Raw genomic sequence first — 26,715 nt, 5'->3', positions numbered from 1 at the left:
GGCGTCAAAACCCAAGGCAGGAGCCGTATGCGGTAATTCTGCACGTACGGATCTGTGCGGGGGTGGCAGGTGACTGCCATTCCTACCGCGACCGCTGAGCGCGCCATCCACCTTGAATTCGGTGAGATTTAGGGAGCGCCTACGATGTTTTGAACACGGTCACACCGATTACTTACTGATATCCAACAGACGCTTAATCGCCACTTCGATATCGGTATGTGCTGTATTTATTTCAATAAGCGCATTGACGGGCGCTTCATAAGGACTACCCACACCAGAAAGATTAGGCAATTGACCAGCCCTGGCCTTTTTATACAGCCCCTTCACATCCCGCTCTTCACACACTTCAAGTGATGTACTCACATACACCTCAATAAACCGATCCTCGCCAATCAGTTCCTTCGCCATTTGCCGCTCTCTCTCAAACGGCGAAATAAAAGCCGTCAAGACAATAAGCCCTGCATCCATCATCAGTTTGGCCACTTCGGCAATACGTCGGATGTTTTCCACGCGATCCGCGTCAGTAAAGCCTAGGTCTCTGTTCAGGCCTTGGCGCACGTTATCGCCGTCCAGAATATAGGTGCGATGGCCTCTGGCATGCAGCTCCAGTTCCAGCGCATTGGCCAGTGTCGACTTGCCCGACCCGGACAGCCCTGTAAACCAGATAACTTTGCCTGTGTGGCCATTGAGCTTTTCGCGGTCTTCCCGTGTAATCGAGAGCGCCTGCCGGTGTACGTTTTGCGCACGGCGCAGGCTGTGATTGATCAGCCCTGCGGCGACGGTGGCGTGGGTAACGCGATCGACCAGGATGAAGCTTCCCAGTGTTTTCGACTGTTGATAGCTATCGAATACCAAGGGCTTGCTGGTAGCGAGGGTGCAGACGCTGATGTCGTTCAGCGAAAGGTGTTTGCTGGCGTCATGGGCAAGGGTGTTGGTGTCGATGCGATATTTAATGTTGGTGATTGAAGCCGACGCCCATTGTGTCGCCAGTTTGATGTCATAGCTGCGCCCGTTCAGCCCGGCGTCTTCGTTCATCCAGATCAGCACTGCTTCAAACTGGTCGGTGACTTCCAGCGGGTTATGGCTCAGGGAAAGTATGTCGCCGCGCGAGACGTCGATTTCTTTGCTCAGTTTAAGGGTAATGGCATCTGCGTCAGTGGCGGTCTGCGTCGAGCCGTTCATGCCGATAATGTCGGTGATCGTCGCGGTCTGGCCAGAAAGGCTGGCGCGCACCTCGTCACCGACACTGACCTGTCCTTCGGCCACATAGCCGCTGAACCCTCGGAACGATGCGTCCGGTCGATTGACCCATTGCACCGGGAATACCAAGCGTTCGGACTCGGACGAAGGAATTTCTAGTGTTTCAAGGCAACCCATCAAGGTCGGGCCGTTGTACCAAGGTGTGTGGGTGGAGCGTTGGGCGATGTTGTCACCCTTGAGCGCGCTGAGTGGGATCGGGATTATTTTCTCGAAACCCAGGCTTTGCGAAAATTCACGGAATTCGTCGGTAATTTGGCGAAAAACCGTCTCGTCGAAGTCGATCAAGTCCATTTTGTTCACGGCTAAGACGACCTGGCGAATGCCCATCAGTGATACCAAGTAGGCATGTCGGCGAGTTTGCGTCATCACGCCCTGACGGGCATCGATCAGAATCACCGCGACATCGGCGGTTGATGCACCAGTCACCATATTGCGCGTGTACTGTTCATGGCCGGGAGTGTCGGCCACGATAAATTTCCGTTTGGTGGTGGAGAAGAAGCGGTAGGCCACATCAATGGTAATGCCTTGCTCACGTTCCGCGGACAGGCCATCGACGAGGAGCGCAAAGTCGAGGTCCTTGCCCTGGGTACCATGTTTTTTCGAGTCGGTTTGCAGGGCCGTCAACTGGTCGTCAGTCAGTTGTTGGGCATCCCACAGCAAGCGCCCGATCAGCGTGCTTTTGCCGTCGTCCACGCTGCCGCAGGTGATGAAGCGCAACAGATCCTGGTCACGCTGTCGCGCGAGATAGGCTTCGATAGTTTGATCAGTGCTGTGTGTGAGTGATTTGAGTGCCATCAGAAATAGCCCTCCTTTTTCTTTTTTTCCATGCTGGAAGCGCAGTCGTTGTCAATTGCTCGACCTTCGCGCTCCGAGCGGGTGGACCCGAGTAGTTCCAGTATTACATCGGCGGCGGTGAGAGCGTTCGATTCCACCGCGCCGGTGAGTGGGTAGCAGCCCAGCGTGCGGAAGCGGACGTTGCGCGTTTCAATCTTTTCGTCTGGCAGCAACTTCATGCGTGAGTCATTCACCATGAGTGCCACTCCGTTACGGATGACGACAGGCCTTTGTTTTGCAAAATACAGAGGAACCAATGGGATGTTTTCCTGGTGGATATATTGCCAGATGTCGAGTTCTGTCCAGTTGGACAACGGAAATACGCGAATGCTCTCGCCAGGATTTTTATGGGTGTTGTATAGGTTCCACACCTCGGGGCGCTGGTTTTTTGGATCCCATTGATGGGTTTGGCTGCGGAACGAAAAAATGCGCTCCTTGGCGCGGGATTTCTCTTCGTCGCGGCGGGCGCCACCAAAGACCAGGTCAAACTTGTACTTGTCCAGTGCTTGCTTCAGGCCTTCGGTCTTGGTCAGATCGGTGTGCAGCGCAGAACCATGGTCGAAGGGGTTGATGTTCTTGTTGATCGCTTCGGGGTTGATGTGTACGAGCAGGTCCATGCCGCTCTCACGTGCCATGAAGTCGCGGAACATATACATTTCCTGAAACTTCCAGCGCGTGTCGACATGCAGCAGCGGGAAGGGCGGCAGTGAGGGATAAAAAGCTTTGCGGGCGAGATGAAGCATGACGGCACTGTCTTTGCCCATGGAATAAAGCATGGCCGGGTTGTCGGACTCGGCCACGGCTTCGCGGATGATTTGCACACTTTCGGATTCAAGCCGTTTGAGATGAGGGGCAAGGGATTTTGCAGGGGAGTGCAGCGCGCTAAGTGTGCTTTCTTCCAACACAGGCGCATAACTTAACAGCCCAAACTCTACGTTGTCCGGCGCGCAGGTCTGCCTGCAAATAGCGGTGAGGCGCCCGCAGGGAAAGATGACGATGAACTTGGCGATGTGTGCCTGCAGGCGTTGCAGGGCGTTGGACAGTGCCTGAGGATCTAGCTGTACGGTTCCGAGTGGCATCCAGTAGCGTGCCCCTCGGGCGTCGTTGGCGTGCAAAAAGTCTTGCCCGTCAGCCGTGCGGAACAGTTGCGTAAACACCACCAACCTGCGCTTGGCGCGAGCCCGCTCTATATCCCAGGTCAGGACAGAGTGGGTCGGTGGGCGTCCCAGTTCATCCTTCAGGTTATGCGCCGTCAGCTCGTCGGGCAACAAGCCCAGCTCGTGCAGTCGTCGTTCGGCTGTGCGCTTGGTGTCCGCTTGTTCGAGTGCTTGAAGGTGTTGGTAGGCTGAATGCGTATCCCATACAACGGGGGCATCCAAGCCGAAAAAGTCTGGGTTAGGCATTGTGACCTTTGTCGCATTTCGCGAGTTAATCTATTGAGTTTCGTAAATTACAGTATTTTTTCTGTTTTTGTGATCGTATTTTTTATTTATTGCAAATAGCGACGGGCGGCGGGGGCAGTCAATCGATAGTGGGTTGGCGTTTATCTTGGCCAAAACATTGCGTTCCCACGCGGACGCACCTTCGCGTTGTTGGCGCTTTACGCTGTCGGCTGACACAAGGGGCGTTGGTGCGGGCGGAAGCTCCGGCAATGAAACAGGCGGGGCTGAAACCTTAAAAAGCTTACTGCTGGATAACCAACGCCCTGGCGCAGCGAAAACATTTTGCGTTCAGGGTGTTTTCTGCGTTGTTTTGGCCAATTTCCCCGGCCGCAACACCAACCACAACGCCCCCGCAATCAACACCCCGCCATACAGATGTGCCATCGACAATGGCTCATCCAGCAGCAACGCGCCCCACAGTACCCCGAACGGCGGAATCAGGAAGGTGGTGGTCATCGACTTTACCGGGCCAATGGCCGTCAGCAGGCGAAAGTACAGGACGTAGGCAAACGCCGTACACATCAGCCCCAACCCGAGCAGCGACAACCACACGTGCCAGCCGCCCCAGCTTGCCGGCGGATGGCGGATGGCGCTGTAGGCAAACAGCGGCAGCAGGAACAAGGTCGCGCCGAGCATGCTGCCCAGGGCCGCGAGCCGACTGTCGAGCCCACCGCGCTGATCCAGCCAGCGCCGTGCGAGAAAACCGGCAAAGCCATAGCAAGTGGTGGCCAACAAGCAGGCCAACGCGCCCATCAACAATTCCAGGTCAAACGCCACCGGCCCGGCGCGGGTCAGTACGCCCACGCCAAACAGGCCCAGGCACACCCCGGCGACTTTCGATGGCGTCAGGCGCTCGCTGAAGAACAACCCGCCAATCAGCACGCCCATTAACGGCGTGGTTGCATTGAAGATCGCCGAGTAACCCGCCGGCAGCACCTGGGCGGCCACGGCGTACAGGGTCGCGGGTATGCCGGAGTTGATCACGCCTAGCAGCAGGATGGTCTTGAACTTGCCCTGGAAGTCCCAGTTCACACGCATCACTGCCAGCATCACCAGCAAGCCGGCGGCGGCAATCGACACGCGAAAAAACGAGGTCGGCAGCGTGCCGATTTCCGGCGCGATAATGCGCATGAACAGAAAACTCGCGCCCCAGATCGCGGCCAGCCCCAGCAGGTACAGGGTGTCGACAGGTCTCACAGAAAACTCCTAGATCAATAAGGCGGCGAGTGTTGCCCAGCGACTGGCTCGACACAATCACTGATTACAGGGCAACCCGCGTCACCGGCCTGTGCTGGCCGATTGCGCATTGGCCGCAGTGAATGTTTCCAATAACGCCCATAAATCTGCGAAATGAACGAAAGTCCACAAACAAGCATGCTAAATGACTGCTTCTCCTGGCTCCCTTGACTGGCTAAGCTCTGGGCTTCCAGATGCCCGTTCGAGGTTTCCCGCATGTCGCAGCGCACACCCGCCCTCGCTATCGCCCAGATGATCCTTGATGGCTTTGACGATTACCGCGAGCACTTCCGCCAGATCACCGATGGCGCCCGTGAACGTTTCGAAAAGGCCCAGTGGCAGCAGGGCCAGGCAGCCTCGGCGGCGCGTATCAACCTGTATGAGGAGAAAGTCAGCGAAGTGACGACCCGCCTGCGGGCGAGCTTCGATGACGCCACCCTGATGGACATCGAGGCCTGGCCGTTGGTGAAAAGCGCCTACATCGGCCTGATCGACCTGCGCTTTGACGATGAGCTGTCCGAGACCTGGTACAACTCGATCTTCTGCGGCCTGTTCAGCCATGACCTGATCAGCGACGGCTGCATGTTCGTCCATACCACCCGGCCGAGCCTGCGCCGGGCGAGGGCGGCGCAAACCCGGATCTACACGCCTGTCGGGAAAATCTCCGACATGCTGGCGCAGATTTTCGCGGATTACAGCTTCAGCGAGCCCTACGCGGATCTGCCGGCCGACCTGCGCCGCCTCGAAGTGCAACTGCGCGAGAACCTGCCGGACTGGGTGTGCAAGGACCCTGAGCTGAAGGTCGAGCTGTTTTCCTCGGTGCTCTACCGCAACAAGGGCGCCTACCTTGTCGGGCGTATCTACACCCACGACGAGCAGTGGCCGCTGGTCGTCCCGCTGCTGCACCGCGAAGGGCAGGGTATCCAGATCGACGCACTGATCACCGACGAAGCCGATGTGTCGATCATTTTTTCTTTTACCCGCTCCTACTTCATGGTCGACGTGCCGGTGCCGGCGGAGTTCATCGGCTTCCTCAAGCGCATCCTGCCGGGCAAGCACATTGCCGAGCTGTACACCTCGATCGGCTTCTACAAGCACGGCAAGTCGGAATTCTATCGCGCCCTGATCAACCACCTGGCCACCACCGACGATCAGTTCATCATGGCGCCCGGCATACGCGGCATGGTCATGAGCGTGTTTACGTTGCCGGGTTTCAACACGGTGTTCAAGATCATCAAGGACCGCTTCTCGCCGTCGAAAAACGTCAGCCGCGCCACTGTGATCGAGAAGTACCGCCTGGTCAAAAGCGTCGACCGCGTCGGGCGCATGGCCGATACCCAGGAGTTCGCTGATTTTCGCTTTCCGTTGAGCAAGTTCGAACCCGAGTGCCTGGCCGAATTGCTCGACGTGGCGGCCAGCACGGTTCAAGTCGAAGGCGACAGCGTGCTGATCCGCCACTGCTGGACCGAACGGCGCATGACCCCGCTCAACCTCTACCTTGAAAACGCCAACCCCGCCCAGGAGCGCGAAGCCCTGGAAGACTATGGCCTGGCGATCAAGCAACTGGCGGCGGCGAACATTTTCCCCGGCGACATGCTGCTGAAAAACTTCGGCGTCACCCGCCATGGCCGCGTGGTGTTCTACGACTACGACGAGATCTGCTACCTCACCGAAGCCAACTTCCGCCACATCCCCGCACCCCGCACGCCAGAGGATGAAATGGCCTCGGAGCCCTGGTACTCCATCGGCCCGCTGGATGTGTTCCCCGAAGAGTTCCCACCGTTCCTGTTCGCCGACGCCGGCCAGCGCAAGTTGTTCGATCAACTGCACGGCGAGTTGTACAACGCCGACTATTGGAAAGGCCTGCAGGACGCGATTCGTGCCGGAAAGGTGATCGACGTGTTTCCGTATCGGCGCAAGGAACGCGATAACGAATGAGGGGCGCGCGTGCCGGCGGTTTTCTGCGACAATCCGCCCCCTGCATAAATAGACGACCAAAACGCACCTGATGACTGACCAAGCGCCTGCTATCGACCAACTGCTGAAAAATCTCGATCACGCCATGCTCGCCGACCGCCACCGTTTGCGGCGGCAGTTGCTCGAGCTGCGCAAGAAGCCCGATGAGGAGAAGCTGGCGCAGTGGGTGACGCGCATGCAGGCGTCCTGCGCCCAGGTCACGGCGCGGCGCGCCAGTCTGCCGCTGATCCGCTATGACGACAGCCTGCCGATTGCCGCCAAGCGTGACGAAATCAAGGCGGCGCTGCTCAAGCATCAGGTGCTGATCATTGCCGGCGAGACCGGCTCGGGTAAGACCACCCAGTTGCCGAAAATCTGCCTGGAAATCGGTCGTGGCCAATACGGCCTGATCGGTCATACCCAGCCGCGCCGGATCGCGGCGCGCAGCGTCGCCAGCCGGGTCGCCGAAGAGTTGGCCACGCCGCTCGGCGCGCTGGTCGGTTACCAGGTGCGCTTCGAAGACCAGAGCGATTCCAACACCCTGATCAAGCTGATGACCGACGGCATTCTGCTGGCGGAAACCCAGAACGACCGCTACCTCGAACGCTACGACACGATCATCGTCGACGAAGCCCACGAACGCAGCCTGAACATCGACTTCCTGCTCGGCTACCTGAAAACCCTGCTGCCGCGTCGCCCGGACCTGAAAGTCATCATCACCTCGGCGACCATCGACCTGGAACGCTTCTCCAAGCATTTCGACGATGCGCCGATTGTCGAGGTGTCGGGGCGTACCTTCCCGGTGGACACCTGGTACCGCCCGCTGACCCTGGAACAGGACGAGGAGGGCAACCGCGTCGAGGACGACTTGACCGTCGACCAGGCGATCCTCGCCACCCTCGATGAAATCGCCGCCTATGAACGCAGCGAACGGCGCAGCCCTGGCGACGTGCTGGTGTTCCTGCCGGGCGAGCGCGAGATTCGCGACGCCGCCGACATGCTGCGCAAGGCCCAGCTCAAGCACACCGAGATTTTGCCGCTGTACGCGCGCCTGTCACCGGCCGAACAGCAGCGCATTTTCCAGTCCCACCCCGGCCGGCGCGTGGTGCTGGCGACCAACGTCGCGGAAACCTCGCTGACCGTACCGGGTATTCGCTATGTGATCGACAGCGGCACCGCGCGCATCAGCCGCTACAGCTACCGCGCCAAGGTGCAGCGACTGCCCATCGAGGCGATCTCCCAGGCCAGCGCCAACCAGCGTAAAGGCCGGTGCGGCCGGGTCGAGCCGGGGATTTGCATCCGCCTGTACAGCGAAGAAGACTTTATCGGTCGCCCGGAATTTACCGACCCGGAGATCCTGCGCACCAACCTGGCCGCCGTGATCCTGCAGATGCTGCACCTGCGCCTGGGCGAAATCACCGATTTCCCGTTTATCGAACCGCCGGATGGCAAGGCCATCAGCGACGGTTTCAACCTGCTGCAAGAGCTATCGGCGGTCGACCGCAACAGCCAGCTGACGCCGCTGGGCCGCCAGTTGGCGCGTCTGCCGGTGGACCCGCGCATGGGCCGCATGCTGCTCGAAGCCGCCAAGCTGGGCAGCCTGCAGGAAGTGCTGATCGTGGCCAGCGCCATGTCGATCCAGGACCCGCGCGAGCGCCCGCCGGAGCGTCAACAAGCCGCCGACCAGGCCCACGCGCAATGGAAGGACGTCGATTCGGACTTCGCCGGGCTGGTCAATCTGTGGCGCGGCTTTGAAGAGCAGCGCCAGGCATTGACCGCCAGCCCGCTGCGCAACTGGTGTCGCAAGAACTTCCTCAACTACCTGCGCCTGCGTGAGTGGCGCGATTCCCATCGCCAGTTGAGCCTGATCTGCCGCGACATGCAGTTGAGCCTCAACAAGGAACCGGCCGACTTCGCCAAATTGCACAAAGCCGTGCTGTCCGGCCTGCTCAGCCAGATCGGGCAGAAAACCGAAGACGGCGATTACCTTGGCGCACGTCAGCGGCGCTTCTGGATTCACCCGTCGTCGGGCATCGGCAAGAAACGTCCGCAATGGCTGATGGCCGCCGAACTGGTGGAGACCACCAAGCTGTATGCGCGCATGGTGGCGAAGATCGATGCCGACTGGATCGAGCCGTTGGCCGGGCACCTGATCAAGAAAAACCACTTCGAACCGCACTGGGAGAAGAAGCGCGGCCAAGTGGTGGCGTTCGAGCAGATCACCCTGTTCGGGCTGATCGTGGTCGGGCGCCGGCCCGTGCATTACGGGCCGATTGACCCGGTGGTGTCGCGTGAGCTGTTTATCCGCGAAGGCCTGGTGCGCGGCGAAATCCAGTCCCGGGCCAAGTGCCTGACCGCCAATCAGCAGTTGCTGGAGCAGCTCGACGAACTGGAAGCCAAGGCGCGTCGGCGCGACATCCTGGCCGACGAAGAGACGCTGTATGCGTTCTACGATGCGCGCTTGCCGGCGGAGATCCACCAGACCGCGACGTTCGACAGTTGGTACAAGGTCAACAGCCAGAAAGACCCGCAATTGCTGATCATGCGCGAGGAAGACGTACTGGCCCGCGACGCCAGCGAAGTCACCGCTGCGCATTACCCGGACACCCTGCACCTGGGCGACCTGGCGCTGGCTTTGAGTTACCACTTCGAACCCAACCATCCGCGTGACGGCGTGACCCTGCGCGTACCGGCGCCGCTGCTGCCGGCCTTGCCCGCAGAACGCCTGGAATGGCTGGTGCCGGGGGTGATCGAAGCCAAGTGCATCGCCCTGGTGCGTAACCTGCCCAAGGCCCTGCGCAAGAATTTCGTGCCGGTGCCGGACTTCGTCAGGGCCGCCCTGCAACGTATCGAATTCGCCCAGGGTTCGCTGCCCCAGGCGCTGGGGCGCGAGTTGCTGCGCATGACCGGCGCACGCGTCAGCGATGAAGCCTGGGCTGAGGCCGCGCAGCAGGTGGAAAGCCACCTGAAGATGAACCTGGAAGTGGTCGACGGCCAGGGCAAGTTTCTCGGCGAAGGCCGCGACCTGGCCGAGCTGACCGCACGCTTTGCCGAGGCCAGCCAGGCCGCGTTGGCCGTGCCGCAAACGGCGAAAAGCCAACAGCCGGTGGAGGCCAAGGGGTTTGCGGCGGTAGCCGAGAAGACCCAACAAAAGATCGCCGGGTTGTCGATGACGGTGTATCCGGCGCTGGTGGAAGAAAACGGCACGGTCAAGGAAGGCCGATTCTCCACCGCCGCCGAGGCCGAATTCCAGCACCGGCGCGCCTTGCAGCGCCTGCTGATGCAGCAATTGGCCGAGCCGGCAAAATTCCTGCGTGGCAAATTGCCCGGCCTGACCGAACTGGGCCTGATGTACCGCGAGCTGGGACGCATCGACGCACTGGTGGAAGACATCCTGCTGGCCAGCCTCGACACTTGCGTGCTGGACGGCGAAGCCAACCTGCCGCGTGACGGTGCCGGGCTGGCGGCGTTGGCCGAGCGCAAGCGTGGCAGTTGGACCGAACACGCCGAGCGCCTGGCGCGCTTGACCCTGGACGTGCTGAAACTCTGGCACGGCCTGCAAAAGCGCTTCAAAGGCAAGATCGACCTGGCCCAGGCGGTGGCCTTGAACGATATCAAGCAGCAACTGAGCAATCTGGTTTATCCCGGCTTTGTGCGTGAAACTCCGGCGCTGTGGTTAAAAGAATTGCCGCGTTTGCTCAAGGCCATCGAACTGCGCCTGGAAAAACTGCCCAGCCAGGTGCAAAAAGACCGGGTGTGGAGCGGCGAGCTGGGCGGCCTGTGGGCGCAGTACCAGAACCGCATGAACAAGCACGCCCAGGAAGGCAAGCGCGACCCCCAGCTAACGCTCTACCGCTGGTGGTTGGAGGAATATCGGGTGTCGTTGTTTGCCCAGCAGTTGGGCACCAAGGTACCGATTTCGGACAAGCGCCTGAGCAAGCAATGGAGCCTGGTGGAGGCTTGATCACACTAATGGGCAATGGTGCTTATCCGGGATATGGCGCCAAATCCCCAGGGTTGTGGCAAACTTCGCGGTTATAAATGCCGGGATCGTCGTGATGGGCTGGTGTGCAGCCGCGGCGCGATGGAATAAAGCGTTGCCAGTTTGATGCCCGCTGGATGGCATCAAACGACCTACAGTTTGGTACGACGGTACCAATATCTTCTGCCTGACAGATTTAGAGGAACGACCGTGCATAACGTCGTCATCAGCGGCACTGGCCTGTACACCCCGGCCAACAGCATCTCCAACGAAGAGCTGGTGCAGTCTTTCAATACCTACGTGCAGCAGTTCAACACGGAGAACGCCGCTGCCATCGAACGCGGTGACGTGCAGGCGCTGACCGAGTCCAGCGCGGCCTTCATCGAGAAGGCGTCGGGCATCAAGAGCCGATTTGTGATGGACAAGGACGGCATCCTTGACCCGCAGCGCATGACCCCGCGCCTGCCCGAGCGCAGCAACGACGAATGGTCGGTGCTCTGCCAGATGGCCGTCGGCGCCGCCGAACAGGCGCTGCAGCGCGCCGGCAAGACCGCCGCCGACATCGACGGGGTGATCGTCGCCTGCTCCAACCTGCAACGTGCCTACCCGGCCATCGCCATCGAAGTCCAGGAAGCCCTCGGCATCGCAGGTTTCGGTTTCGACATGAACGTGGCGTGTTCCTCGGCAACCTTCGGCATCCAGAACGCCGCCAACAGCATCAAGCTGGGCCAGGCGCGGGCGATACTGATGGTCAACCCGGAAGTCTGCACCGGCCACTTGAACTTCCGCGACCGCGACAGCCACTTCATTTTCGGTGACGCGGCCACTGCGGTGATCCTCGAACGCGCTGACCTGGCGACCTCCGAGCACCAGTTCGACGTGGTGAGCACCAAGCTGCTGACCAAGTTCTCGAATACCATCCGCAACAACTTCGGCTTCCTCAATCGCGCGGCGGAAGAGGGCATCGGCGCGCCCGACAAACTGTTCGTGCAGGAAGGCCGCAAAGTCTTCCGTGATGTCTGCCCGATGGTCGCTGAGTTGATCGGCGCGCATTTGGCGGAAAACCAGTTGAACGTCGACGACGTGAAGCGCTTCTGGCTGCACCAGGCCAACCTGAGCATGAACCACCTGATCGTGAAGAAGCTGCTGGGGCGTGAAGCCACGCTGGAAGAAGCGCCGGTGATTCTCGACACCTACGCCAACACCAGCTCGGCGGGTTCGGTGATTGCGTTCCACACTTACCAGGACGACTTGCCCAAAGGCGCCGTCGCGGTACTCAGCTCGTTCGGCGCGGGCTACTCGATCGGCAGCGTGATCCTGCGCAAACGCTGATTCTGCGGCGCGCCGCGGTCAAATGTGGGCGCTGGCAAGCCAGCCCCCACACAGATCGCGTTCTCACTTGGAAACCGAGGTCTCGAATGGCAGCAGCGGACGACGCGCACCTGCTTGAACGCTTGCTCAAGGGCGAGCAGCGGGCCTACAAGGAATTGGTCACGCAATACCAAAGCGCCATGCGCGCGGTGGCTTATGCGATTGTCGGCCAGCGCCATGCCGATGAGGTGGTGCAGGACGCCTGGCTGTCAGTGGTACGCAACCTGGCCAAGTTCGAAGGGCGCTCCAGCCTCAAGACCTGGCTGCTGACCATCACCGCCAATGCCGCCAAGGGCCGCTACAAGCAGAATCGTCGCGAAGTATTGCTCGATGATTTGCCCTCGCCCCACGGCACGATCGGGGATGATCGTTTCACGCCGGATGATGGCCACTGGGCGGTCGCCCCCTTTGCCTGGCACCAGGACACCCCGGAAGCCCTGCTCACTGAGGATGAACTGCGCAAATGCCTGGAGCATACGTTGCTGAATTTGTCGGAATTGCAAAGCAGCGTCCTGGTGCTGCGTGAACGCCAGGGCCTGGAGTTGGAGGAAATTTGTAATCTTTTGACGCTTTCGCTCTCCAATGTGCGGGTGCTGTTGCATCGTGCGCGGCTTAAAGTCTTCGCCACGGTGGAGCATTTTGAGGAGACCGGCGAATGTTGACGTGTAAAGAGCAAGTGGCGCGTTCCAGTGACTTTCTCGATGGTCTGTTGACCTTTCGCGAGCGGCTGCTGATGCGTCATCACTTGATGTTCTGCCCCAATTGCCGGCGTTTTATCCGTCAGATGCGCCTGATGCAGGCCACATTGCGGATCATGCCGCAGGAGCCGGTACAGGATGTGGATGCCTTGGCTGAACGGCTGGCCGCCGAGCGGCGCAAGGATCAGTAACGGCGGGGGGAAGGCAGACTCGCGTAGGGGAATCGGACGGATGATGGGCACCGATTCACCCACGCCAGGCTGTTAAAGCCACCCTGGGCCGTCCTGGCCCAAGGCGTGTCGCACTTACATTTAGAACTTGGCTTCAGCATCCAACTGCAGGGTGTTGGTGTTGGCATCACGCTGCGTGCGGCTGGCATAGTCAGCCTTGGTCAGGTAGTACGTGGCGCCGACGGCGAAGTTCTTGTCGATGTCGTAGCTGACCTTCATCTTATGGCCGCGCGAACCGGTGGTGCCGTTGGCGAAGTCCGAATCGGTGAAGGCGCCGACTACAGCGTTACGTTGCGTATCGCGGTAGTTGTAGTCCAGGTTGAAACCGAACACCTTGGACTTGGCACCCAGCAACCAGGCGGTGTCCTGGTCGTTGGACGCATCGTTGTTCTTCACGTATTGACCGTAGAACGCCAGCGGCACGGCCAGGCCACCGATGTCAGCTTGGGCAAAACCCTCGTACAGACGGAATTCTTCGTTCGCCGAGTTGCCGTTGACCGCCAGTGCGCAAGGCGTGGTGCTGCTCGTACAGGTGCTGTTTTCGTCGTTCTGGTAGGCGTAGATGCTGCCGCCCAGGGTCATTTTCAGGTTGTCGGTCACCGAGAAACGTGTACCCAACTGGCCGGAAGTCAGGCGCAGGTCGTTGCGAAATTGCACGCCGTCGCCGTCGACGTTGTCCTTGAGGTTGTAGTTACCGAGGCTGCCGAACAACTCGGCGCTGCTACCCAGCGGGTACTTGTAGGTCAGAGCCAGACCTTCCGGGTTGATATCGCCATCCCAGATCACGTCGCCCATGCTCACCCACGGCTGGAGCATCTTGCCGCCGATGACGTGCAGGTTCTTGATCTGGTCCGGGTGGTAGTCGATGTAGCCAAGGTCCAGCCAGATCGACTTCTTGTCGAAGTAGTTGTCTTGGTCCTGGTTGGTGGAGCGTGCGTCGTCGCTGCTGCCGGTGGAGATACGAATGCCGGTGTCGACCTGGTTGTTGATCTCGGTGTAGGCACCCAGGCGGGCACGGATGCGTTGACGGTCCTTGTCACGGCCACCGTTGTTGGATTCGCCCTGGATCTTCACGGTTTCCTGGCGGAAACGTACGTCACCCTTGAACTGGGTCTTGGCGGCCCAGGCGAGTTTCTGGTCGAACACGCTCAGGTCGTTGGTTTTTTTCGCGGTGGCCGCGATCTGTTCGTTGGTCTCTTGTTGAGCTTGCTGTGCGATCTGCTTTTCTTTCTGATCCTTGGCCAGCTCAGCTTGCAGTTCAGTGTACTGCGAACCGGTGATCTGACCGTTGGCCTTGAGCATGTCGAGCAATTTAGCGTCGACTGCAGCGCTGGCCGGAACGCTCAGGGCCAGCAACAAGCCGCCACAGAGGGCCGCCGCAGTTTTAGTGGAAGCAAGACGCATATCAATCTCCGAAAGTGAGGAGGGATGGCAAACCATCCAGGACACAACCGACCGATGACGGACGGAAAATAACCGCCGGGGTAGAACCAGGCGCGCTAAAAACAGGCGTCAGTATCGCGATCGTTTATGACTGCGCAGTGGCGAAATGATGTCAGGTAGATGACAATTTATTTAGAATGGAACTATTGATTTAGAGCCTTGTCTGGCGATTCGAGGGTGTGTCGGGGGCGGCGATAAGCGATACTCGCGAGGCTTTCACGCCCTGAAGTAGTGAGGATGCCGATGCCGCTGCAACGCCTGGACAGCCTGTCCGAAATCGCCCCGCAGGTCTGGGACGCCCTGGTGCCGCAGGCCCAGCCCTTTGTGCGACACGCGTTCCTGAGCGCACTGGAAGACAGCGCCAGCCTGGGCCCGCATTCGGGCTGGCAGCCCGAGCATTTACTGCACTGGGAAGGTGATCGGCTGGTGGCGGCTTTGCCCGGTTATCGCAAGTGGCATTCCTCCGGCGAGTACGTCTTCGACCACGGTTGGGCGGATGCCTGCCAGCGGGCGGGTATCGATTACTACCCCAAGCTGTTGGTCGCCGTGCCGTTCAGCCCGGTCAGCGGCCCGCGCTTGCTGGCCGCCAGCGCTGAAGACGGTTTCGAGCTGCTCAACAGCCTGCCGGGTTACCTGGAAATCGAAGGGCTCTCCAGTGCGCACATCAACTTCACCGATCCGCTGGCGGATGACGCCCTGGCCCAACAGCCGGGTTGGTTGCAGCGCCTGGGCTGTCAGTTTCACTGGCAGAACCGTGGCTACCGAGACTTTCAGGACTTCCTCGACGCCTTGAGTTCGCGCAAGCGTAAACAGATGCGCAAGGAACGCGAACAGGTGGCGGGGCAGGGCATCGAGTTCGAATGGTTGCAAGGCCATGAACTCAGCGAGGCGCAGTGGGATTTTGTCTACGCCTGTTACGCCAACACCTACGCGGTGCGCCGCCAAGCGCCGTACCTGACCCGCGCGTTTTTCAGCCTGCTGGCCGAACGTATGCCCGAAGCGATCCGCGTGGTGCTGGCTAAGCAAGGCACACGCCCGGTGGCCATGGCGTTCAGCCTGATCGGCGGCGACAGCTTCTATGGTCGTTACTGGGGCTGCCTGGCGGAATTCGACCGCCTGCATTTCGAAACCTGCTTCTACCAAGGCATGGATTACGCCATTGCCCACGGCTTGCAACGCTTCGATGCTGGCGCCCAGGGCGAGCATAAATTGATTCGCGGGTTTGAACCGGTGATCACCCGGTCGTGGCACTACCTGCGCCATCCGGGGTTGAAGAATGCGGTTGAGGATTTCCTGGCGCGCGAGCGGGTGGGGATTCTGGCGTATGCCGAAGAGGCGAGGGCAGCCCTGCCGTATCGGCAGGGCTGACCCCGTGTTGCCTCAGGCCGGCTCCTCCTTGCCCAGCCATCGATAGACCACGCCGCCGATCACCGCGCCAAGGATCGGCGCGAGCCAGAACATCCACAATTGCTGGATCGCCCACCCGCCCACGATCAGCGCCGGTCCCGTACTGCGGGCCGGGTTGACCGAGGTGTTGGTCACGGGAATCGAGATCAGGTGGATCAACGTCAGGGCCAGGCCGATGGCGATGGGCGCGAGGCCCTTCGGGGCACGGTGGTCGGTGGCGCCGAGGATGATCAGCACGAACATCGCCGTCATCACCAGCTCACAGACGAACCCCGCTGCCAATGAATAACCGCCAGGCGAATGCTCGCCATAGCCGTTGGACGCCAGGCCTGACGCCAGTTCAAACCCCGGTTTGCCGCTGGCTATCACATACAGCAGCGCAGCCGCGACAATGCCACCAATGACCTGGGCCACGATGTACGCCGGTAACTCCCTGGCCGGAAACCTGCCGCCCACGACCAGCCCCACCGATACCGCCGGGTTGAGGTGACAACCGCTGATGCGCCCGATGGCGACCGCCATGGTCAGCACCGTGAGCCCGAACGCCAGGGCTACCCCCAACAACCCGATACCGACTGCGGGAAACGCCGCGGCCAACACCGCACTCCCGCAGCCGCCCAGCACCAGCCAAAACGTACCTAAACCCTCTGTGACTGAACGCTTGAACAAAGACATGCACCCGTCCTTGATAGATCGCTCTACCGAATCAGTAAATCAATGATGCTCCCTGCGATTTACTTCAGCGCCCGTCTGGGCACTGCACTGATTACAGCAGGGTTGTGGCACAAATCCAGGCCACCCCTCCCACATGTTGAGTTGTTCAGTCGATGCCGACAAAACCTCCGGTCTGGTGCTGCCACAGCCGCGCATACAGCCCGCCGTGGGCGAGCAACTGGGCATGGCTGCCCGTCTCGGCGATCTGGCCTTTCTCCAGCACCACCAGGCGGTCCATCCGCGCAATGGTCGACAACCGGTGCGCAATCGCAATCACCGTTTTGCCTTGCATCAGGGTTTCCAGGCTTTCCTGGATCGCCGCTTCGACTTCCGAGTCCAGCGCCGAGGTGGCTTCGTCCATGATCAGGATCGGCGCATCCTTGAGCAGCACCCGCGCGATGGCGATGCGCTGGCGTTGCCCGCCGGACAGTTTGACCCCGCGCTCGCCCACATGGGCATCCAGCCCGGTGCGGCCTTCAGCGTCTGACAGCAGCGGGATGAACTCATCGGCACGCGCCTTGTGTATGGCGGCCCAGAGTTCTTCGTCGCTGGCGTCCGGCTTGCCATACAACAGGTTCTCGCGGATCGAGCGGTGCAGCAGCGAGGTGTCCTGGGTGATCATGCCGATCTGTTCGCGCAGGCTTTCCTGGGCGACCTCGGCGATGTTCTGGCCGTCGATCAGGATGCGCCCGCCTTGCAGGTCGTACAGGCGCAGCAGCAGGTTGACCAGGGTCGATTTGCCCGCGCCGGAGGGGCCGATCAGGCCGATTTTTTCACCGGCCTTGATGTTCAGGTTCAGGCCGCCAATGATCCCGCTCTTCTTGCCGTAGTGGAAATCCACCTGCTCGAAGCGTACTTCGCCATGGGGTACGGTCAGGCGTGGAGCGTTGTCGCGGTCGACCACGGCCAGCGGCTGGGCGATGGTTTTCAGGCCGTCCTGCACCATGCCGATGTTTTCGAAAATGCCATTGACCACCCACATGATCCAACCGGACATGTTGACGATGCGAATCACCAGGCCGGTCGCCAGGGCAATCGCGCCCACGGAAATCAGCGAGTGGGTCCACAGCCACAGGGCCAGGCCGGTGGTGGTGACGATCAGCAGGCCGTTCATGGTGGTGATCACCACGTCCATGCTGGTCACCACGCGGCTGGCCAACTGGGTTTTTTCGGTCTGCTCGATGATCGCTTCCTTGGCGTATTCCTGCTCGGACTGGGTATGGGCGAACAGCTTCAAGGTGGTGATGTTGGTGTAGCCATCGACGATGCGCCCCATCAACTTGGAGCGCGCCTCGGAGGAAATCACCGAACGCGCTTTCACCCGTGGCACGAAGTAGCCCAATGCCAGGCTGTAGCAGACGATCCAGGTCACCAACGGGATCATCAGGCGCCAGTCGGCTTCGGCAAACAGCACCAGGGAACTGATGGCGTAGATCGCCACGTGCCAGATCGCATCCACGGCCGCCACGGCGGAGTCGCGCAGGGAGTTGCCGGTTTGCATGATGCGCTGGGCGATGCGCCCGGCGAAGTCGTTCTGGAAGAAATTCAGGCTCTGCTTGAGCACGTAGCTGTGGTTCTGCCAACGGATCAGGCTGGTCATGCCGGGGCTGATGGTCTGGTGGACCAGCAGGTCATGCAGGGCGCCGAAGATCGGACGCAGCAGCAGGGCGACCACGGCCATCCAGATCAGCTCGGTGCTGTGAACCTGGAAGAAATTCGCCGGCGGAGTGCCTTGGGCCAGGTCGATGATGCGGCTCAGGTAGCTGAACAGCGCGACTTCGATCAGTGCGCCGATCAGGCCCACCACCAACAGGGCGGCAAAACACGGCCACACCTGACGCAAGTAGTAGAGGTAGAAGGGCAGGACTTTGTCGGGAGGGGCGGCGCTGGGCGCGTCGCGGAAAATATCGATCAGTTGTTCGAAACGACGATAGAGCATTAGGGTTGACGCCCGCCCGGCGGGCTCTCCTGTTCAAAGGCGCACGGCGCCTTGTGAGCGCCGCGCGGAACTACCTGCGGACCTCAGTCGATGCGCTTGGCCGACTTGATCAGGACAGGATCGATGGGCACGTTTTGCATGCCTTGTTTGGTGGTGGTCTGCGAGTTGACGATGATGTCGACCACGTCCATGCCCTTGACCACTTTGGCGAACACGGCATAACCGGCATCGCGACCTGGGTCGAGGAAGGCATTGTCCGCGACGTTGATGAAGAATTGGCTGGTGGCCGAATCCGGGTTCGAGGTGCGCGCCATCGACAGCGTGCCCCGCACGTTATGCAGGCCGTTGCTGGCTTCGTTTTTGATCGGCGGATTGGTGTCTTTTTGCGCCATCTGCGCGGTGAACCCGCCGCCCTGGACCATGAAGCCCGGGATCACACGGTGGAAAATCGTGTTGGTGTAGAAGCCCTTGTCGACGTAGGCCAGGAAGTTCTTGGTACTGATCGGCGCCTTGACCGGGTCCAGTTCGATTTCAATGTCGCCGTTGGTGGTGGAGATCAATACGTGGGGCGCCTTGGCAGGCTCGGCCGCCATCAGGTTGGCAGCGAACAGCACGGAACCGGCAAAGAAGGCGATTTTTTTCAGCATGGGTCAGTGATCCTGGGTAGTGATTTCGACTGTCTTTAGAAAATCGAGAAGGGTAGCGTTAAAGACTTCGGGTTGATCCAAGGGCGTGGCATGGCGGGAATCTTCGATCACCACCAGCCGCGCATCGGGCAGCAGTTTTACATAGATTTCTTTCTGTGCCACAGGGGTGTAGTCATGGTCGGCGCTGATGACCAGGGTTGGACAGGTAATTCTGCAAAGTTGTTCCTGCACGCCCCAGCCCACAATCGCATCGAAGCTGGCGAGATAAGCACGTTTGTCGTTTTTTGCCCAGCGCTCGGCCATCTTGCGGCGCAGGTCGGCCTGCTGCGGTTTGGGAAACAGGCGGTCGCCCAGGGCCTTGCCGATGGTGCCCAGGCTGAGGACGCGTGCCAGGGTCCAGCGCTTGGCCCACTGCCAGTAATCGTCGGCGCTGCGCACCTTGACCTCGGGCGCGCTGTTGACGATGCACAGGCTCTTGACCCGCGCCGGTTCGTCCACCGCCAGTTGAAACGCGATCATGCCGCCCATGGACAAGCCCACCACATGGGCGGGAGGCAGGTCCAGGTGTTCGATCAGGGCGATCAGGTCGAAGGTGAAACCTTTGATGCTGTAGCGCTCCCGGGGTTTGTCCGAGCGCCCGTGGCCGCGCACATCCACCACGATCAGCCGGTAATGCCGGGCCAGCACCGGAATCTGCAACTCCCAATCCTGGCTGCTGGAGCCCAGGCCGTGGATCAAAATCAGTGGGGCGCCGTGGCCATATTCCTCGTAATGCAGGCTGCACCCTTCATGTTCGAACCAGGCCATGCATGAACTCCGTTTCAGGCTTGCTGCGGGGCGGCGAAAGGCGCATCCAGGGGCGCGGTGTCAAATGTGCGCAGCAGCTCCACGAGGATCTGCGTCGCCGGCCCCAAGGGTTTGTCCTTGTTCGAGTACAGGTAGAACGTGGGGTGGCGGCTGCCGCCCTGTTCCAAGGGTAGCTGTTTGAGCACGCCCTCGGCGAGTTCGCGCTCGATCATGTGCCGCGGCAACCAGGCAAAGCCCAGGCCGCTGCCGACGAAACTGCTCGCCGTGGCGAGGCTGCCGACGGTCCAGCGCTGTTCCGCGCCGAGCCAGCCGACATCGCGCGGCTGCTGGCGCCCGGAGTCGCGGATCACCACTTGCATCTGGCTTTCCAGGTCCTGGAAGCTCAGTTCGCGATTCATACGGTGCAGGGCATGCTCGGGGTGAGCGACGGCGACAAATTCCACGTTGCTCATCTCCGTGCCGAGGTAACCGGGGATGCTGAAGCCGCTGATCGCCAGGTCGGCCACGCCTTCGATCAACAGCTCTTCAACGCCCGACAGCACCTCCTCGCGCAGGCGCACGCGACAGCCGCGGCTCTGCGGCATAAAGGCGGTCAGGGCGCGCACCAGGCGCGCATTCGGGTAGGCGGCATCGACCACCAGGCGCACCTCGGCTTCCCAGCCTTGTTCCATATGATGGGCGAGGTCTTCGAGTTGGCTGGCGTTTTTCACCAGTTGCCGGGAGCGGCGCAACAGCACTTCGCCGGCTTCGGTGAGCACGGCCTTGCGCCCGTCGATGCGCAGCAGCGGCACCCCGAGCTGGTCTTGCATGCGGGCCACGGTGTAGCTCACCGAGGACTGTGAACGGTGCAACGCTTCGGCCGCCTGGGCGAAGCCGCCATGGTCGACCACGGCTTGCAGTGTGCGCCATTGATCGAGGGTAACGCGGGGCGCTTTCAAGATGAGCTCCTCTTGTCCTAAGCTGACAGTCCTTATTGGAGACTGCCGAATGAGAAAATTATGTTGTGTGTTGCTGGCGCTGCTGCCGTTAAGCGCGTTTGCCTACCCGATCGACGTGACAAAAAAAATCGACGGCGTGAGCGTGGATTACACCGCGTCCGACGTGGACGGTGACATCAGTTCGATCCAACTGAACAACTACGGGACCAACGACGCGGTGTGTTCCGTCACCTTCACCAATGGCCCGGAAGCGCCACGTCGCCGTACTGTCAGCGTGCCGGCGGGCAAGAGCACCAACACCACCGCCAAGTTCAACCGCGCAATCATCAAGATGCGTATCGCCCTGGCCTGTGCCCCGAAATAAAGCAGCAGCGGAGCATGTCTACAGGAATACTCCGCTTATAAACAAATTTCTAGATGGGTTGTAGCGGTTTTTTGCGCTTTTTTATCGAATTGGCTCTGGTTAATCTTTCCTCCATCGACTTACAGCAATTACAGATGGAGCCTACGCAGCCATGTCCAACGTTCTGATCATCGAAAGCAGCGCCCGCCAGCAGGATTCGATCTCCCGCCAACTGACTCGGCAGTTCATCAGCCAGTGGCAGGCGGCTCACCCGGCGGATCAGATCACTGTGCGCGACGTGGCGCTCAACCCGCTCCCGCACCTGGACGCCAACCTGCTCGGCGGCTGGATGAAACCGGCGGATCAGCGCAACGCCAGCGAGCAGGCCTCTCTGGATCGCTCCAACGAATTGACCGACGAATTGCTCGCCGCCGACGTGCTGGTGATGGCGGCGCCGATGTACAACTTCGCCATCCCCAGCACCCTCAAAGCCTGGCTGGATCATGTGTTGCGCGCGGGTGTGACCTTCAAGTACACCGCCACCGGCCCCCAGGGTTTGTTGATCGGTAAGCGGGCCATCGTGCTCACCGCCCGTGGCGGGATTCACACGGGCGCGAGCTCCGATCACCAGGAACCTTACCTGCGTCAGGTGATGGCGTTTATCGGGATTCATGACGTGACGTTCATTCACGCCGAAGGGGTGAACCTGAGCGGCGACTTCCAGGAAAAAGGCATCAACCACGCCAAGGCGTTGCTGGCGCAGGTCGCGTGATCCTTTAATCGTCAGATAATCGCGGGGTGTTTATATCTCCCCACGCAAACCCTTCAAGTACGCGTAAGAACCTCCCTTTGCACTTGTTGCTCCTGAGTGCTCCTGCCCGACTGCCGCTCTAGCGAGGTCGGGTTTTTTTTGCCCCGAGTTTCGTGAACCGCCGAAAACCTTTAATGTCCCGCCCATTCGATACGAGGCGCGCATGGGCTACTTACTGGTTGTCACCCTGATACAGGCATTTTCCTTCAGCTTGATCGGCGAATACCTTGCCGGTCACGTCGACAGCTACTTCGCGGTGCTGGTGCGCGTGCTGTTGGCCGGGCTGGTGTTCATTCCGCTGACGCGCTGGCGCTCGGTGGAGCCGACCTTCATGCGCGGCATGCTGGTCATCGGTGCGCTGCAATTCGGTGTGACCTACGTGTGCCTGTACCTGAGCTTTCGCGTGCTTACGGTGCCGGAGGTGCTGCTGTTCACCATCCTTACGCCGTTGCATGTGACCCTGATCGAAGACGCCCTCAACCGGCGCTTCAACCCCTGGGCACTGGTCGCCGCCCTGGTCGCGGTGGCGGGCGCGGCGCTCATTCGTTTCGATCAAATCACCCCGCACTTCCTCATGGGCTTCCTGCTGCTGCAACTGGCCAACTTCACCTACGCCGCCGGGCAAGTGATGTACAAACATCTGGTGGCGCGCTACCCCAGTGATCTGCCGCACTACCGGCGCTTCGGCTACTTCTACCTCGGCGCGCTGCTGGTGGTGTTGCCGGCGTTCCTGGTGTTCGGCAAGGCCGATTTCCTGCCCGAAGCGCCGCTGCAGTGGGGCGTGCTGGTGTTCCTCGGGCTGGTCAGCACGGCCCTGGGCATGTACTGGTGGAACAAGGGCGCATGCCTGGTCAACGGCGGCACCCTGGCGGTGATGAACAACCTGCATGTGCCGGTGGGGCTGCTATTGAACCTGTTGATCTGGAACCAGCACGAGCCGCTGGGCCGCCTGGCGCTGGGCGGCTTGGTGATTCTGGGCGCGGTGTGGATCAGTCGGTTGGGCATAAAACCCGAAGCAGGCGTACAGTCTGCGGGGTGATAGGCCCTGGGCATGCGTGAGCGGGAATGAAAGTCTGTTATCGAAAAGAAAAGTGTGGGGGCGGCAGAGTGGACAAGGTTGACGAACAGATCATTGCGGCCTTGAAGGACGACTCCCGGGTCAGCCTGGCGCAGTTGGCGCGACAAGTTCACAAGTCTCGAACCGCCGTCGAATCGCGGGTTCAAAAACTGATCGAAAAGGGCATTATCCTCGGCTTCACCATCAACGTCGCTGAAGATGAAGAAGCCCAGCAGTCGGCGTTTCTGATGCTCATGCTCAATGGCAGCAACTGTCACCTGGTGTTTCCGAAGATCTACCAGTTTCGCGAAGTGGTTCAGGCTTACTCGCTGTTCGGCGACGTCGACATGATGCTCGAGGTCAAATACCGCAACTTCGAAGAGCTGATGGTGTTCAAGGACAACCTGCTGAAGATCGAGCATGTGCGCGAGGTGGTGGTCAACCCGGTGCTCAAGGCCTGGCGCTAGCCGCTGCTGTTTCGGCAACGGCTACGCGGCATCAGCCTCAGGCGTGATCGTGTACGGTCTCGAGAAAGTGATGACTCAAGGCCGGCATTCGCTGGCGCAGGGTGTCGACGAACTCTTCGATGACGGCCTGGTTGAAGGCAAACGTCGTGTCGTCGTGCCCCAGCACCACCACCAGCAGGCTGGACGAGTCCTTCGTCAGCCTGAAGTCATGGGCGTCGGCGTCGACCTTGCCGATGCTCGCCAGGGGCACGTCACCGCAGGTATAGACGATGTCGCCCGCCGGAATCGTAATGTCCTTCTTCGCGAACAATGGTCGGAAAGCCCTGGGGGCCTGCGAGCGCATGACGTAAATATCATCCCGCTGATGATAGGTGTGTACGCCGATGCTGACCCCATGCCGGATCGCCACGGCGTTATAGGCATCGACGATGTTGTTGATGGGGTGGACGCCTTTGGCGATGAAGCGCCGCAACAGTTTCTCGTTGGCGCTGACGGTGTTTTCGTAGCCCAGCTTTTTGAGTTGCTTGGCAAAGCCGTCGTAAATGACGTTGGAGTCCAGCTCGTTGAGGTGGGACGCAACGTGATTGAGGTTACTTTGCAGGACGCTGACGAAGCTCTGGTCGTCCGACACGGTAATGTCTTCGATAACCGCCGCGCACGCATTGTTGATGCCCAGATCACTGGCTGATTTTCGGATGATCAAACGACTTTTCATTGCCTTAACACCACAGTTTTTTACGTAGATTGGCGGTACTGATGTCCAGTTGCGGTGCCGAAAGGTGTTGCAGCCAGAACAGCCCCGGACAGGTGGCGAAGTCGATCGTGATCGGCGTGGTATCGCCGGCGTCGATGAAGTAGCGGTGGCCGCAATAGGCCTCGTCCTCCATCACGCTCTGCAAGGCCTGCGACGAGGGGGTGGCGAAGGTGCGTTGTTCATCGGAGCAGAAGAACCCGATCCGGCCGTGGCTGATCTGGCTGACCGCATCGGCGCGGGGGCGTGGGCGGCCGAGGTAGCTGTCGATGGCCAGCGACAGCAAGTCGGGGTGGTACACCTGTTGAAACAACAGCGGTGCGATGCCGCCATGCAAGCGGCCGCCGGCTTCAATCATCACCGGGCCGTCTGCAGACCAGATGATTTCCATATGAATCGGGCCGACCTCGATGCTCAGCGCCGCGGCGGCCTGGCGGGCGTAGTCGGTCAGCGGCTGCAGTTCCTCGGCGCGGGGATCGAGGGTGTCCAGGCTTTCGTAGACAAACATGCTGCCGTTTTTCTGGACCTTGGTGTATCTGCACACCGAGGCAATGATGTACACGCCGTCAAAGGCGACCATATCCACCACATATTCCGGGCCTGAGACGAACGGCTGCACGATGAAGCCGAGGTTGATTTCCCCCAGGTCGTTTTTGCGCTGCCAGGCCGCATTCTTCAAGGCACTTTCGACGCCCGCCCGGCCTTGGGCAAACACCACGCCTTCGGTGGCGGCGGAATTGAGCGGCTTGACTACATAGGTGGCGGTGTCCTTCAGCGTGGCAACCACCTCTGCGATGCGCGTCGGCGAGCTCAGCAGTTGCGACTCAATGTTCGCCAGCCCGTGTTTTTTCAGGGCATGCTGCATCGAGAACTTGTTGCGACGCAGGTCGCTGGTGATGCGGCTATTGCCGGGAATACGCAGGACTTCGGTGAGGTAGTCGGTCAGGTAGATCGCGGTTTCGCAACCCGCGATCACGGCGCTCAGCGACAGCGGTTCGAGGATCTCCAGCAAACCCTCTTCCCAGTGGTAGACCGCGTCGAAGTTTTCTCTGATCAGGTCATCGGTGAAATGCTTGGGCAAGCTGTCGGTGGAAATCACGGCAATGCACCTTACGCCCTGAGCCTTGAGCAAGGGCGCGTAGAGTTTGCCTGTGGAGAACGGGTCAACGATCAGTACGGTTTCCAAAGCAGGTACTCCTATTCGGTGGTGGCGGTGGCCGCGACGGCAGGGGTGAGGTTCCACGCCAGTACGGCAGCGGCCAACAGCGCGGCGGAGACGATCATCAGCACGCGCGCACCTTCGAGCCCGAGGAAGGCAGCGGTGGTGAAAAACGTCAGGATCATCGGCGCCGAGCCACTGACCAGCAGGTAGTAGAGCGAGCTTTTGGCGGCGATCACGTCGGCGATCCGTGCGTTGGATGCCGACTCAATCAGGGTTTTACGCAATTGGATGCGCAGGCTGTTGATGCAGAAACCCAGCAGGAAGGCGGCGCCCATCATCACGTAGAGGTTATGGAAATAGACGATTGCCACGTCGGCCAGTATCACCAGCAGGATCGCGCTGTAGCTGTTGAGCTTGATCCGTGGCAGCACTGCGGCGCTGAAGGCACCCAGGCCGGCCAGGCCGCTGGCGACGCCAAACAGGGTGGCGTTCCATTCGTTGAGCTTCTGGAACACGATGGGCACCAGGCTGTTGAAGGCGCCGATATGGAAGCCGATCATGCTCAACACGATGATCAGGATGTACAGGTTGCGCGGCAGGTGCAGAGGCTGCGCCGTGTGGCCGTCGGCGGCCTGCTCGGGGGTATCGGCGACGGGGGTTGGCGCCACAAAAAGAATCGCCGCCAATGACAGGATCGCCCCCAGGCTGATGATCTGCAGGGTCTGGTTGACGCTGAACACATCCACAATCACGCCGCCCAGCAGCGCACCGCCAAAGGCCCCGATCTGGATGGAGGTTTGCATCAAGCGCGCCGAGGTGTCGCTGTTGGTCAGCCCGGCCAGCACCAGCTTGGTGTTTTTCGATTCCAGGGTACTGATGGTGAAGTAGTCGGTGACCCCCACCACGAAGGCAATCGCCAGGAAGCCGATCGGCAACAGCGCCGCGTCGGTAAACGACAGCCCCAGCACGGCGGCGAACGCGGTCAGGCGAATGTACAGCAGTCGTTTCATGCTCAGTTCAATGGTGAAGAACTTGCCGATGTACTGTTCGCACAAATACGGCACTACGGTCGCTACGCATAAGGTGGCGCCCACCAGGAACGTCGAGCCGGTGGTCTCCAGCCCGAACCAGACCATAGCGATCACAATCGCCATGTCCAGGCCGGTGAAGAGGGTCACGATCGAATAAAACGCAGCAAGGGTCGATTTATTATTCATGGG

22 protein-coding genes are annotated in these 26,715 nt (G+C 60.3%); 10 read left to right on the top strand and 12 right to left on the bottom strand.

Annotation, left to right across the window (positions count from 1 at the left end; all coding sequences use genetic code 11):
- Positions 1-168: 168 nt before the first annotated feature.
- From cysN to MOQ67_RS23260, 3 genes are all read right to left on the bottom strand, one after another.
- Positions 169-2,055, bottom strand: a complete 1,887-nt coding sequence (gene cysN / locus MOQ67_RS23270) for a sulfate adenylyltransferase subunit CysN (protein ID WP_448675590.1) — start codon at positions 2,053-2,055, stop codon at positions 169-171.
- A complete protein-coding gene (cysD, locus tag MOQ67_RS23265; RefSeq protein ID WP_448675955.1) occupies positions 2,055-3,173 on the bottom strand; it encodes a sulfate adenylyltransferase subunit CysD in 1,119 nt (372 codons plus the stop codon). Before cysD ends, cysN begins: the two co-directional genes overlap by 1 nt.
- Positions 3,174-3,824: 651 nt before the next feature.
- On the bottom strand, positions 3,825-4,733 hold the full coding sequence (locus MOQ67_RS23260; RefSeq protein WP_448675589.1) for a DMT family transporter: 909 nt from the start codon (positions 4,731-4,733) through the stop codon (positions 3,825-3,827).
- Between the two features lie 255 nt (positions 4,734-4,988).
- Here MOQ67_RS23260 and aceK point away from each other — a divergent pair, with 255 nt between their 5' ends.
- From aceK to MOQ67_RS23235, 5 genes are all read left to right on the top strand, one after another.
- Complete coding sequence (aceK, locus tag MOQ67_RS23255; RefSeq protein WP_253397845.1) at positions 4,989-6,710, top strand: bifunctional isocitrate dehydrogenase kinase/phosphatase; 1,722 nt, start codon at positions 4,989-4,991, stop codon at positions 6,708-6,710.
- A gap of 70 nt (positions 6,711-6,780) precedes the next feature.
- Positions 6,781-10,692, top strand: coding sequence for an ATP-dependent RNA helicase HrpA (gene hrpA, locus MOQ67_RS23250; protein WP_448675588.1), 3,912 nt, complete (start codon positions 6,781-6,783; stop codon positions 10,690-10,692).
- A 228-nt stretch (positions 10,693-10,920) separates the two neighbouring features.
- Positions 10,921-12,042 (top strand): beta-ketoacyl-ACP synthase III, encoded by a 1,122-nt coding sequence (locus MOQ67_RS23245; protein ID WP_253397841.1) that lies wholly within the window; start codon positions 10,921-10,923, stop codon positions 12,040-12,042.
- Between the two features lie 86 nt (positions 12,043-12,128).
- The gene (locus tag MOQ67_RS23240; protein WP_321848525.1) at positions 12,129-12,743 is read left to right on the top strand and encodes an RNA polymerase sigma factor; all 615 of its coding nucleotides are present in this window, start codon (positions 12,129-12,131) and stop codon (positions 12,741-12,743) included.
- On the top strand, positions 12,737-12,970 hold the full coding sequence (locus tag MOQ67_RS23235; RefSeq protein ID WP_448675587.1) for a zf-HC2 domain-containing protein: 234 nt from the start codon (positions 12,737-12,739) through the stop codon (positions 12,968-12,970). The genes MOQ67_RS23240 and MOQ67_RS23235 overlap by 7 nt, the downstream gene beginning before the upstream one ends.
- A gap of 120 nt (positions 12,971-13,090) precedes the next feature.
- Here the strand turns inward: MOQ67_RS23235 and MOQ67_RS23230 are convergent, their stop codons facing one another.
- Positions 13,091-14,413: a putative porin gene (locus MOQ67_RS23230; RefSeq protein ID WP_253397835.1), complete on the bottom strand. Its 1,323-nt coding sequence runs from the start codon at positions 14,411-14,413 to the stop codon at positions 13,091-13,093.
- Positions 14,414-14,695: 282 nt separating this feature from the next.
- On the opposite strand from MOQ67_RS23230, the gene MOQ67_RS23225 reads away from it, so the two are divergent.
- A complete protein-coding gene (locus tag MOQ67_RS23225; protein ID WP_321863213.1) occupies positions 14,696-15,820 on the top strand; it encodes a GNAT family N-acetyltransferase in 1,125 nt (374 codons plus the stop codon).
- Positions 15,821-15,832: 12 nt separating this feature from the next.
- Here the strand turns inward: MOQ67_RS23225 and aqpZ are convergent, their stop codons facing one another.
- The 5 genes from aqpZ to MOQ67_RS23200 form a co-directional block, all read right to left on the bottom strand.
- Positions 15,833-16,534 carry an aquaporin Z gene (aqpZ, locus tag MOQ67_RS23220; RefSeq protein ID WP_448675586.1) on the bottom strand — a complete coding sequence of 234 codons (702 nt, stop codon included), beginning with the start codon at positions 16,532-16,534 and terminating at the stop codon, positions 15,833-15,835.
- 145 nt (positions 16,535-16,679) lie between these two features.
- Positions 16,680-18,512: an ABC transporter ATP-binding protein gene (locus tag MOQ67_RS23215; RefSeq protein ID WP_253397829.1), complete on the bottom strand. Its 1,833-nt coding sequence runs from the start codon at positions 18,510-18,512 to the stop codon at positions 16,680-16,682.
- A gap of 83 nt (positions 18,513-18,595) precedes the next feature.
- On the bottom strand, positions 18,596-19,159 hold the full coding sequence (locus tag MOQ67_RS23210) for a peptidylprolyl isomerase (protein ID WP_448675585.1): 564 nt from the start codon (positions 19,157-19,159) through the stop codon (positions 18,596-18,598).
- Positions 19,160-19,162: 3 nt separating this feature from the next.
- Positions 19,163-19,966: an alpha/beta fold hydrolase gene (locus tag MOQ67_RS23205; protein WP_253397825.1), complete on the bottom strand. Its 804-nt coding sequence runs from the start codon at positions 19,964-19,966 to the stop codon at positions 19,163-19,165.
- A 14-nt stretch (positions 19,967-19,980) separates the two neighbouring features.
- Positions 19,981-20,904 (bottom strand): LysR family transcriptional regulator, encoded by a 924-nt coding sequence (locus MOQ67_RS23200; RefSeq protein ID WP_448675584.1) that lies wholly within the window; start codon positions 20,902-20,904, stop codon positions 19,981-19,983.
- A gap of 49 nt (positions 20,905-20,953) precedes the next feature.
- Here MOQ67_RS23200 and MOQ67_RS23195 point away from each other — a divergent pair, with 49 nt between their 5' ends.
- The 4 genes from MOQ67_RS23195 to MOQ67_RS23180 all read left to right on the top strand — a co-directional run bounded on the left by MOQ67_RS23195 (position 20,954) and on the right by MOQ67_RS23180 (position 23,582).
- Entirely contained in the window at positions 20,954-21,268 is a 315-nt protein-coding gene (locus tag MOQ67_RS23195) for a 3-phosphoglycerate kinase (protein WP_247397373.1), read from the top strand.
- A 151-nt stretch (positions 21,269-21,419) separates the two neighbouring features.
- Positions 21,420-22,019: an FMN-dependent NADH-azoreductase gene (locus MOQ67_RS23190; RefSeq protein WP_253397822.1), complete on the top strand. Its 600-nt coding sequence runs from the start codon at positions 21,420-21,422 to the stop codon at positions 22,017-22,019.
- A 202-nt stretch (positions 22,020-22,221) separates the two neighbouring features.
- Positions 22,222-23,097, top strand: coding sequence for a carboxylate/amino acid/amine transporter (locus tag MOQ67_RS23185; protein ID WP_247397379.1), 876 nt, complete (start codon positions 22,222-22,224; stop codon positions 23,095-23,097).
- A 68-nt stretch (positions 23,098-23,165) separates the two neighbouring features.
- Positions 23,166-23,582: an Lrp/AsnC family transcriptional regulator gene (locus tag MOQ67_RS23180; protein ID WP_247397381.1), complete on the top strand. Its 417-nt coding sequence runs from the start codon at positions 23,166-23,168 to the stop codon at positions 23,580-23,582.
- Positions 23,583-23,619: 37 nt separating this feature from the next.
- On the opposite strand, the gene MOQ67_RS23175 is transcribed toward MOQ67_RS23180, so the two are convergent.
- The 3 genes from MOQ67_RS23175 to MOQ67_RS23165 are packed head-to-tail and all read right to left on the bottom strand — an operon-like array spanning position 23,620 to position 26,712.
- Entirely contained in the window at positions 23,620-24,297 is a 678-nt protein-coding gene (locus MOQ67_RS23175) for a phenylalanine--tRNA ligase beta subunit-related protein (protein ID WP_253397816.1), read from the bottom strand.
- Between the two features lie 4 nt (positions 24,298-24,301).
- Complete coding sequence (locus tag MOQ67_RS23170; protein ID WP_448675583.1) at positions 24,302-25,519, bottom strand: ATP-grasp domain-containing protein; 1,218 nt, start codon at positions 25,517-25,519, stop codon at positions 24,302-24,304.
- Between the two features lie 11 nt (positions 25,520-25,530).
- On the bottom strand, positions 25,531-26,712 hold the full coding sequence (locus tag MOQ67_RS23165) for a hypothetical protein (RefSeq protein ID WP_253397813.1): 1,182 nt from the start codon (positions 26,710-26,712) through the stop codon (positions 25,531-25,533).
- Positions 26,713-26,715 lie beyond the last annotated feature (3 nt).

The organism is Pseudomonas sp. LY-1 (assembly GCF_053502595.1).
Note: the sequence above shows the minus strand (reverse complement) of the source record. Positions and strands in the feature narration are given on the sequence as shown.

Excerpts from the sequence above, each read along its gene's own strand:
- cysN (WP_448675590.1), bottom strand. The coding sequence starts at position 2,055 with ATGGCACTCAAATCACTCACACACAGCACTGATCAAACTATCGAAGCC.
- cysD (WP_448675955.1), bottom strand. The coding sequence starts at position 3,173 with ATGCCACTCGGAACCGTACAGCTAGATCCTCAGGCACTGTCCAACGCC.
- aceK (WP_253397845.1), top strand. The coding sequence starts at position 4,989 with ATGTCGCAGCGCACACCCGCCCTCGCTATCGCCCAGATGATCCTTGAT.
- hrpA (WP_448675588.1), top strand. The coding sequence starts at position 6,781 with ATGACTGACCAAGCGCCTGCTATCGACCAACTGCTGAAAAATCTCGAT.
- MOQ67_RS23240 (WP_321848525.1), top strand. The coding sequence starts at position 12,129 with ATGGCAGCAGCGGACGACGCGCACCTGCTTGAACGCTTGCTCAAGGGC.
- MOQ67_RS23235 (WP_448675587.1), top strand. The coding sequence starts at position 12,737 with ATGTTGACGTGTAAAGAGCAAGTGGCGCGTTCCAGTGACTTTCTCGAT.
- MOQ67_RS23230 (WP_253397835.1), bottom strand. The coding sequence starts at position 14,413 with ATGCGTCTTGCTTCCACTAAAACTGCGGCGGCCCTCTGTGGCGGCTTG.
- MOQ67_RS23225 (WP_321863213.1), top strand. The coding sequence starts at position 14,696 with ATGCCGCTGCAACGCCTGGACAGCCTGTCCGAAATCGCCCCGCAGGTC.
- aqpZ (WP_448675586.1), bottom strand. The coding sequence starts at position 16,534 with ATGTCTTTGTTCAAGCGTTCAGTCACAGAGGGTTTAGGTACGTTTTGG.
- MOQ67_RS23215 (WP_253397829.1), bottom strand. The coding sequence starts at position 18,512 with ATGCTCTATCGTCGTTTCGAACAACTGATCGATATTTTCCGCGACGCG.
- MOQ67_RS23210 (WP_448675585.1), bottom strand. The coding sequence starts at position 19,159 with ATGCTGAAAAAAATCGCCTTCTTTGCCGGTTCCGTGCTGTTCGCTGCC.
- MOQ67_RS23205 (WP_253397825.1), bottom strand. The coding sequence starts at position 19,966 with ATGGCCTGGTTCGAACATGAAGGGTGCAGCCTGCATTACGAGGAATAT.
- MOQ67_RS23195 (WP_247397373.1), top strand. The coding sequence starts at position 20,954 with ATGAGAAAATTATGTTGTGTGTTGCTGGCGCTGCTGCCGTTAAGCGCG.
- MOQ67_RS23190 (WP_253397822.1), top strand. The coding sequence starts at position 21,420 with ATGTCCAACGTTCTGATCATCGAAAGCAGCGCCCGCCAGCAGGATTCG.
- MOQ67_RS23185 (WP_247397379.1), top strand. The coding sequence starts at position 22,222 with ATGGGCTACTTACTGGTTGTCACCCTGATACAGGCATTTTCCTTCAGC.
- MOQ67_RS23175 (WP_253397816.1), bottom strand. The coding sequence starts at position 24,297 with ATGAAAAGTCGTTTGATCATCCGAAAATCAGCCAGTGATCTGGGCATC.
- MOQ67_RS23165 (WP_253397813.1), bottom strand. The coding sequence starts at position 26,712 with ATGAATAATAAATCGACCCTTGCTGCGTTTTATTCGATCGTGACCCTC.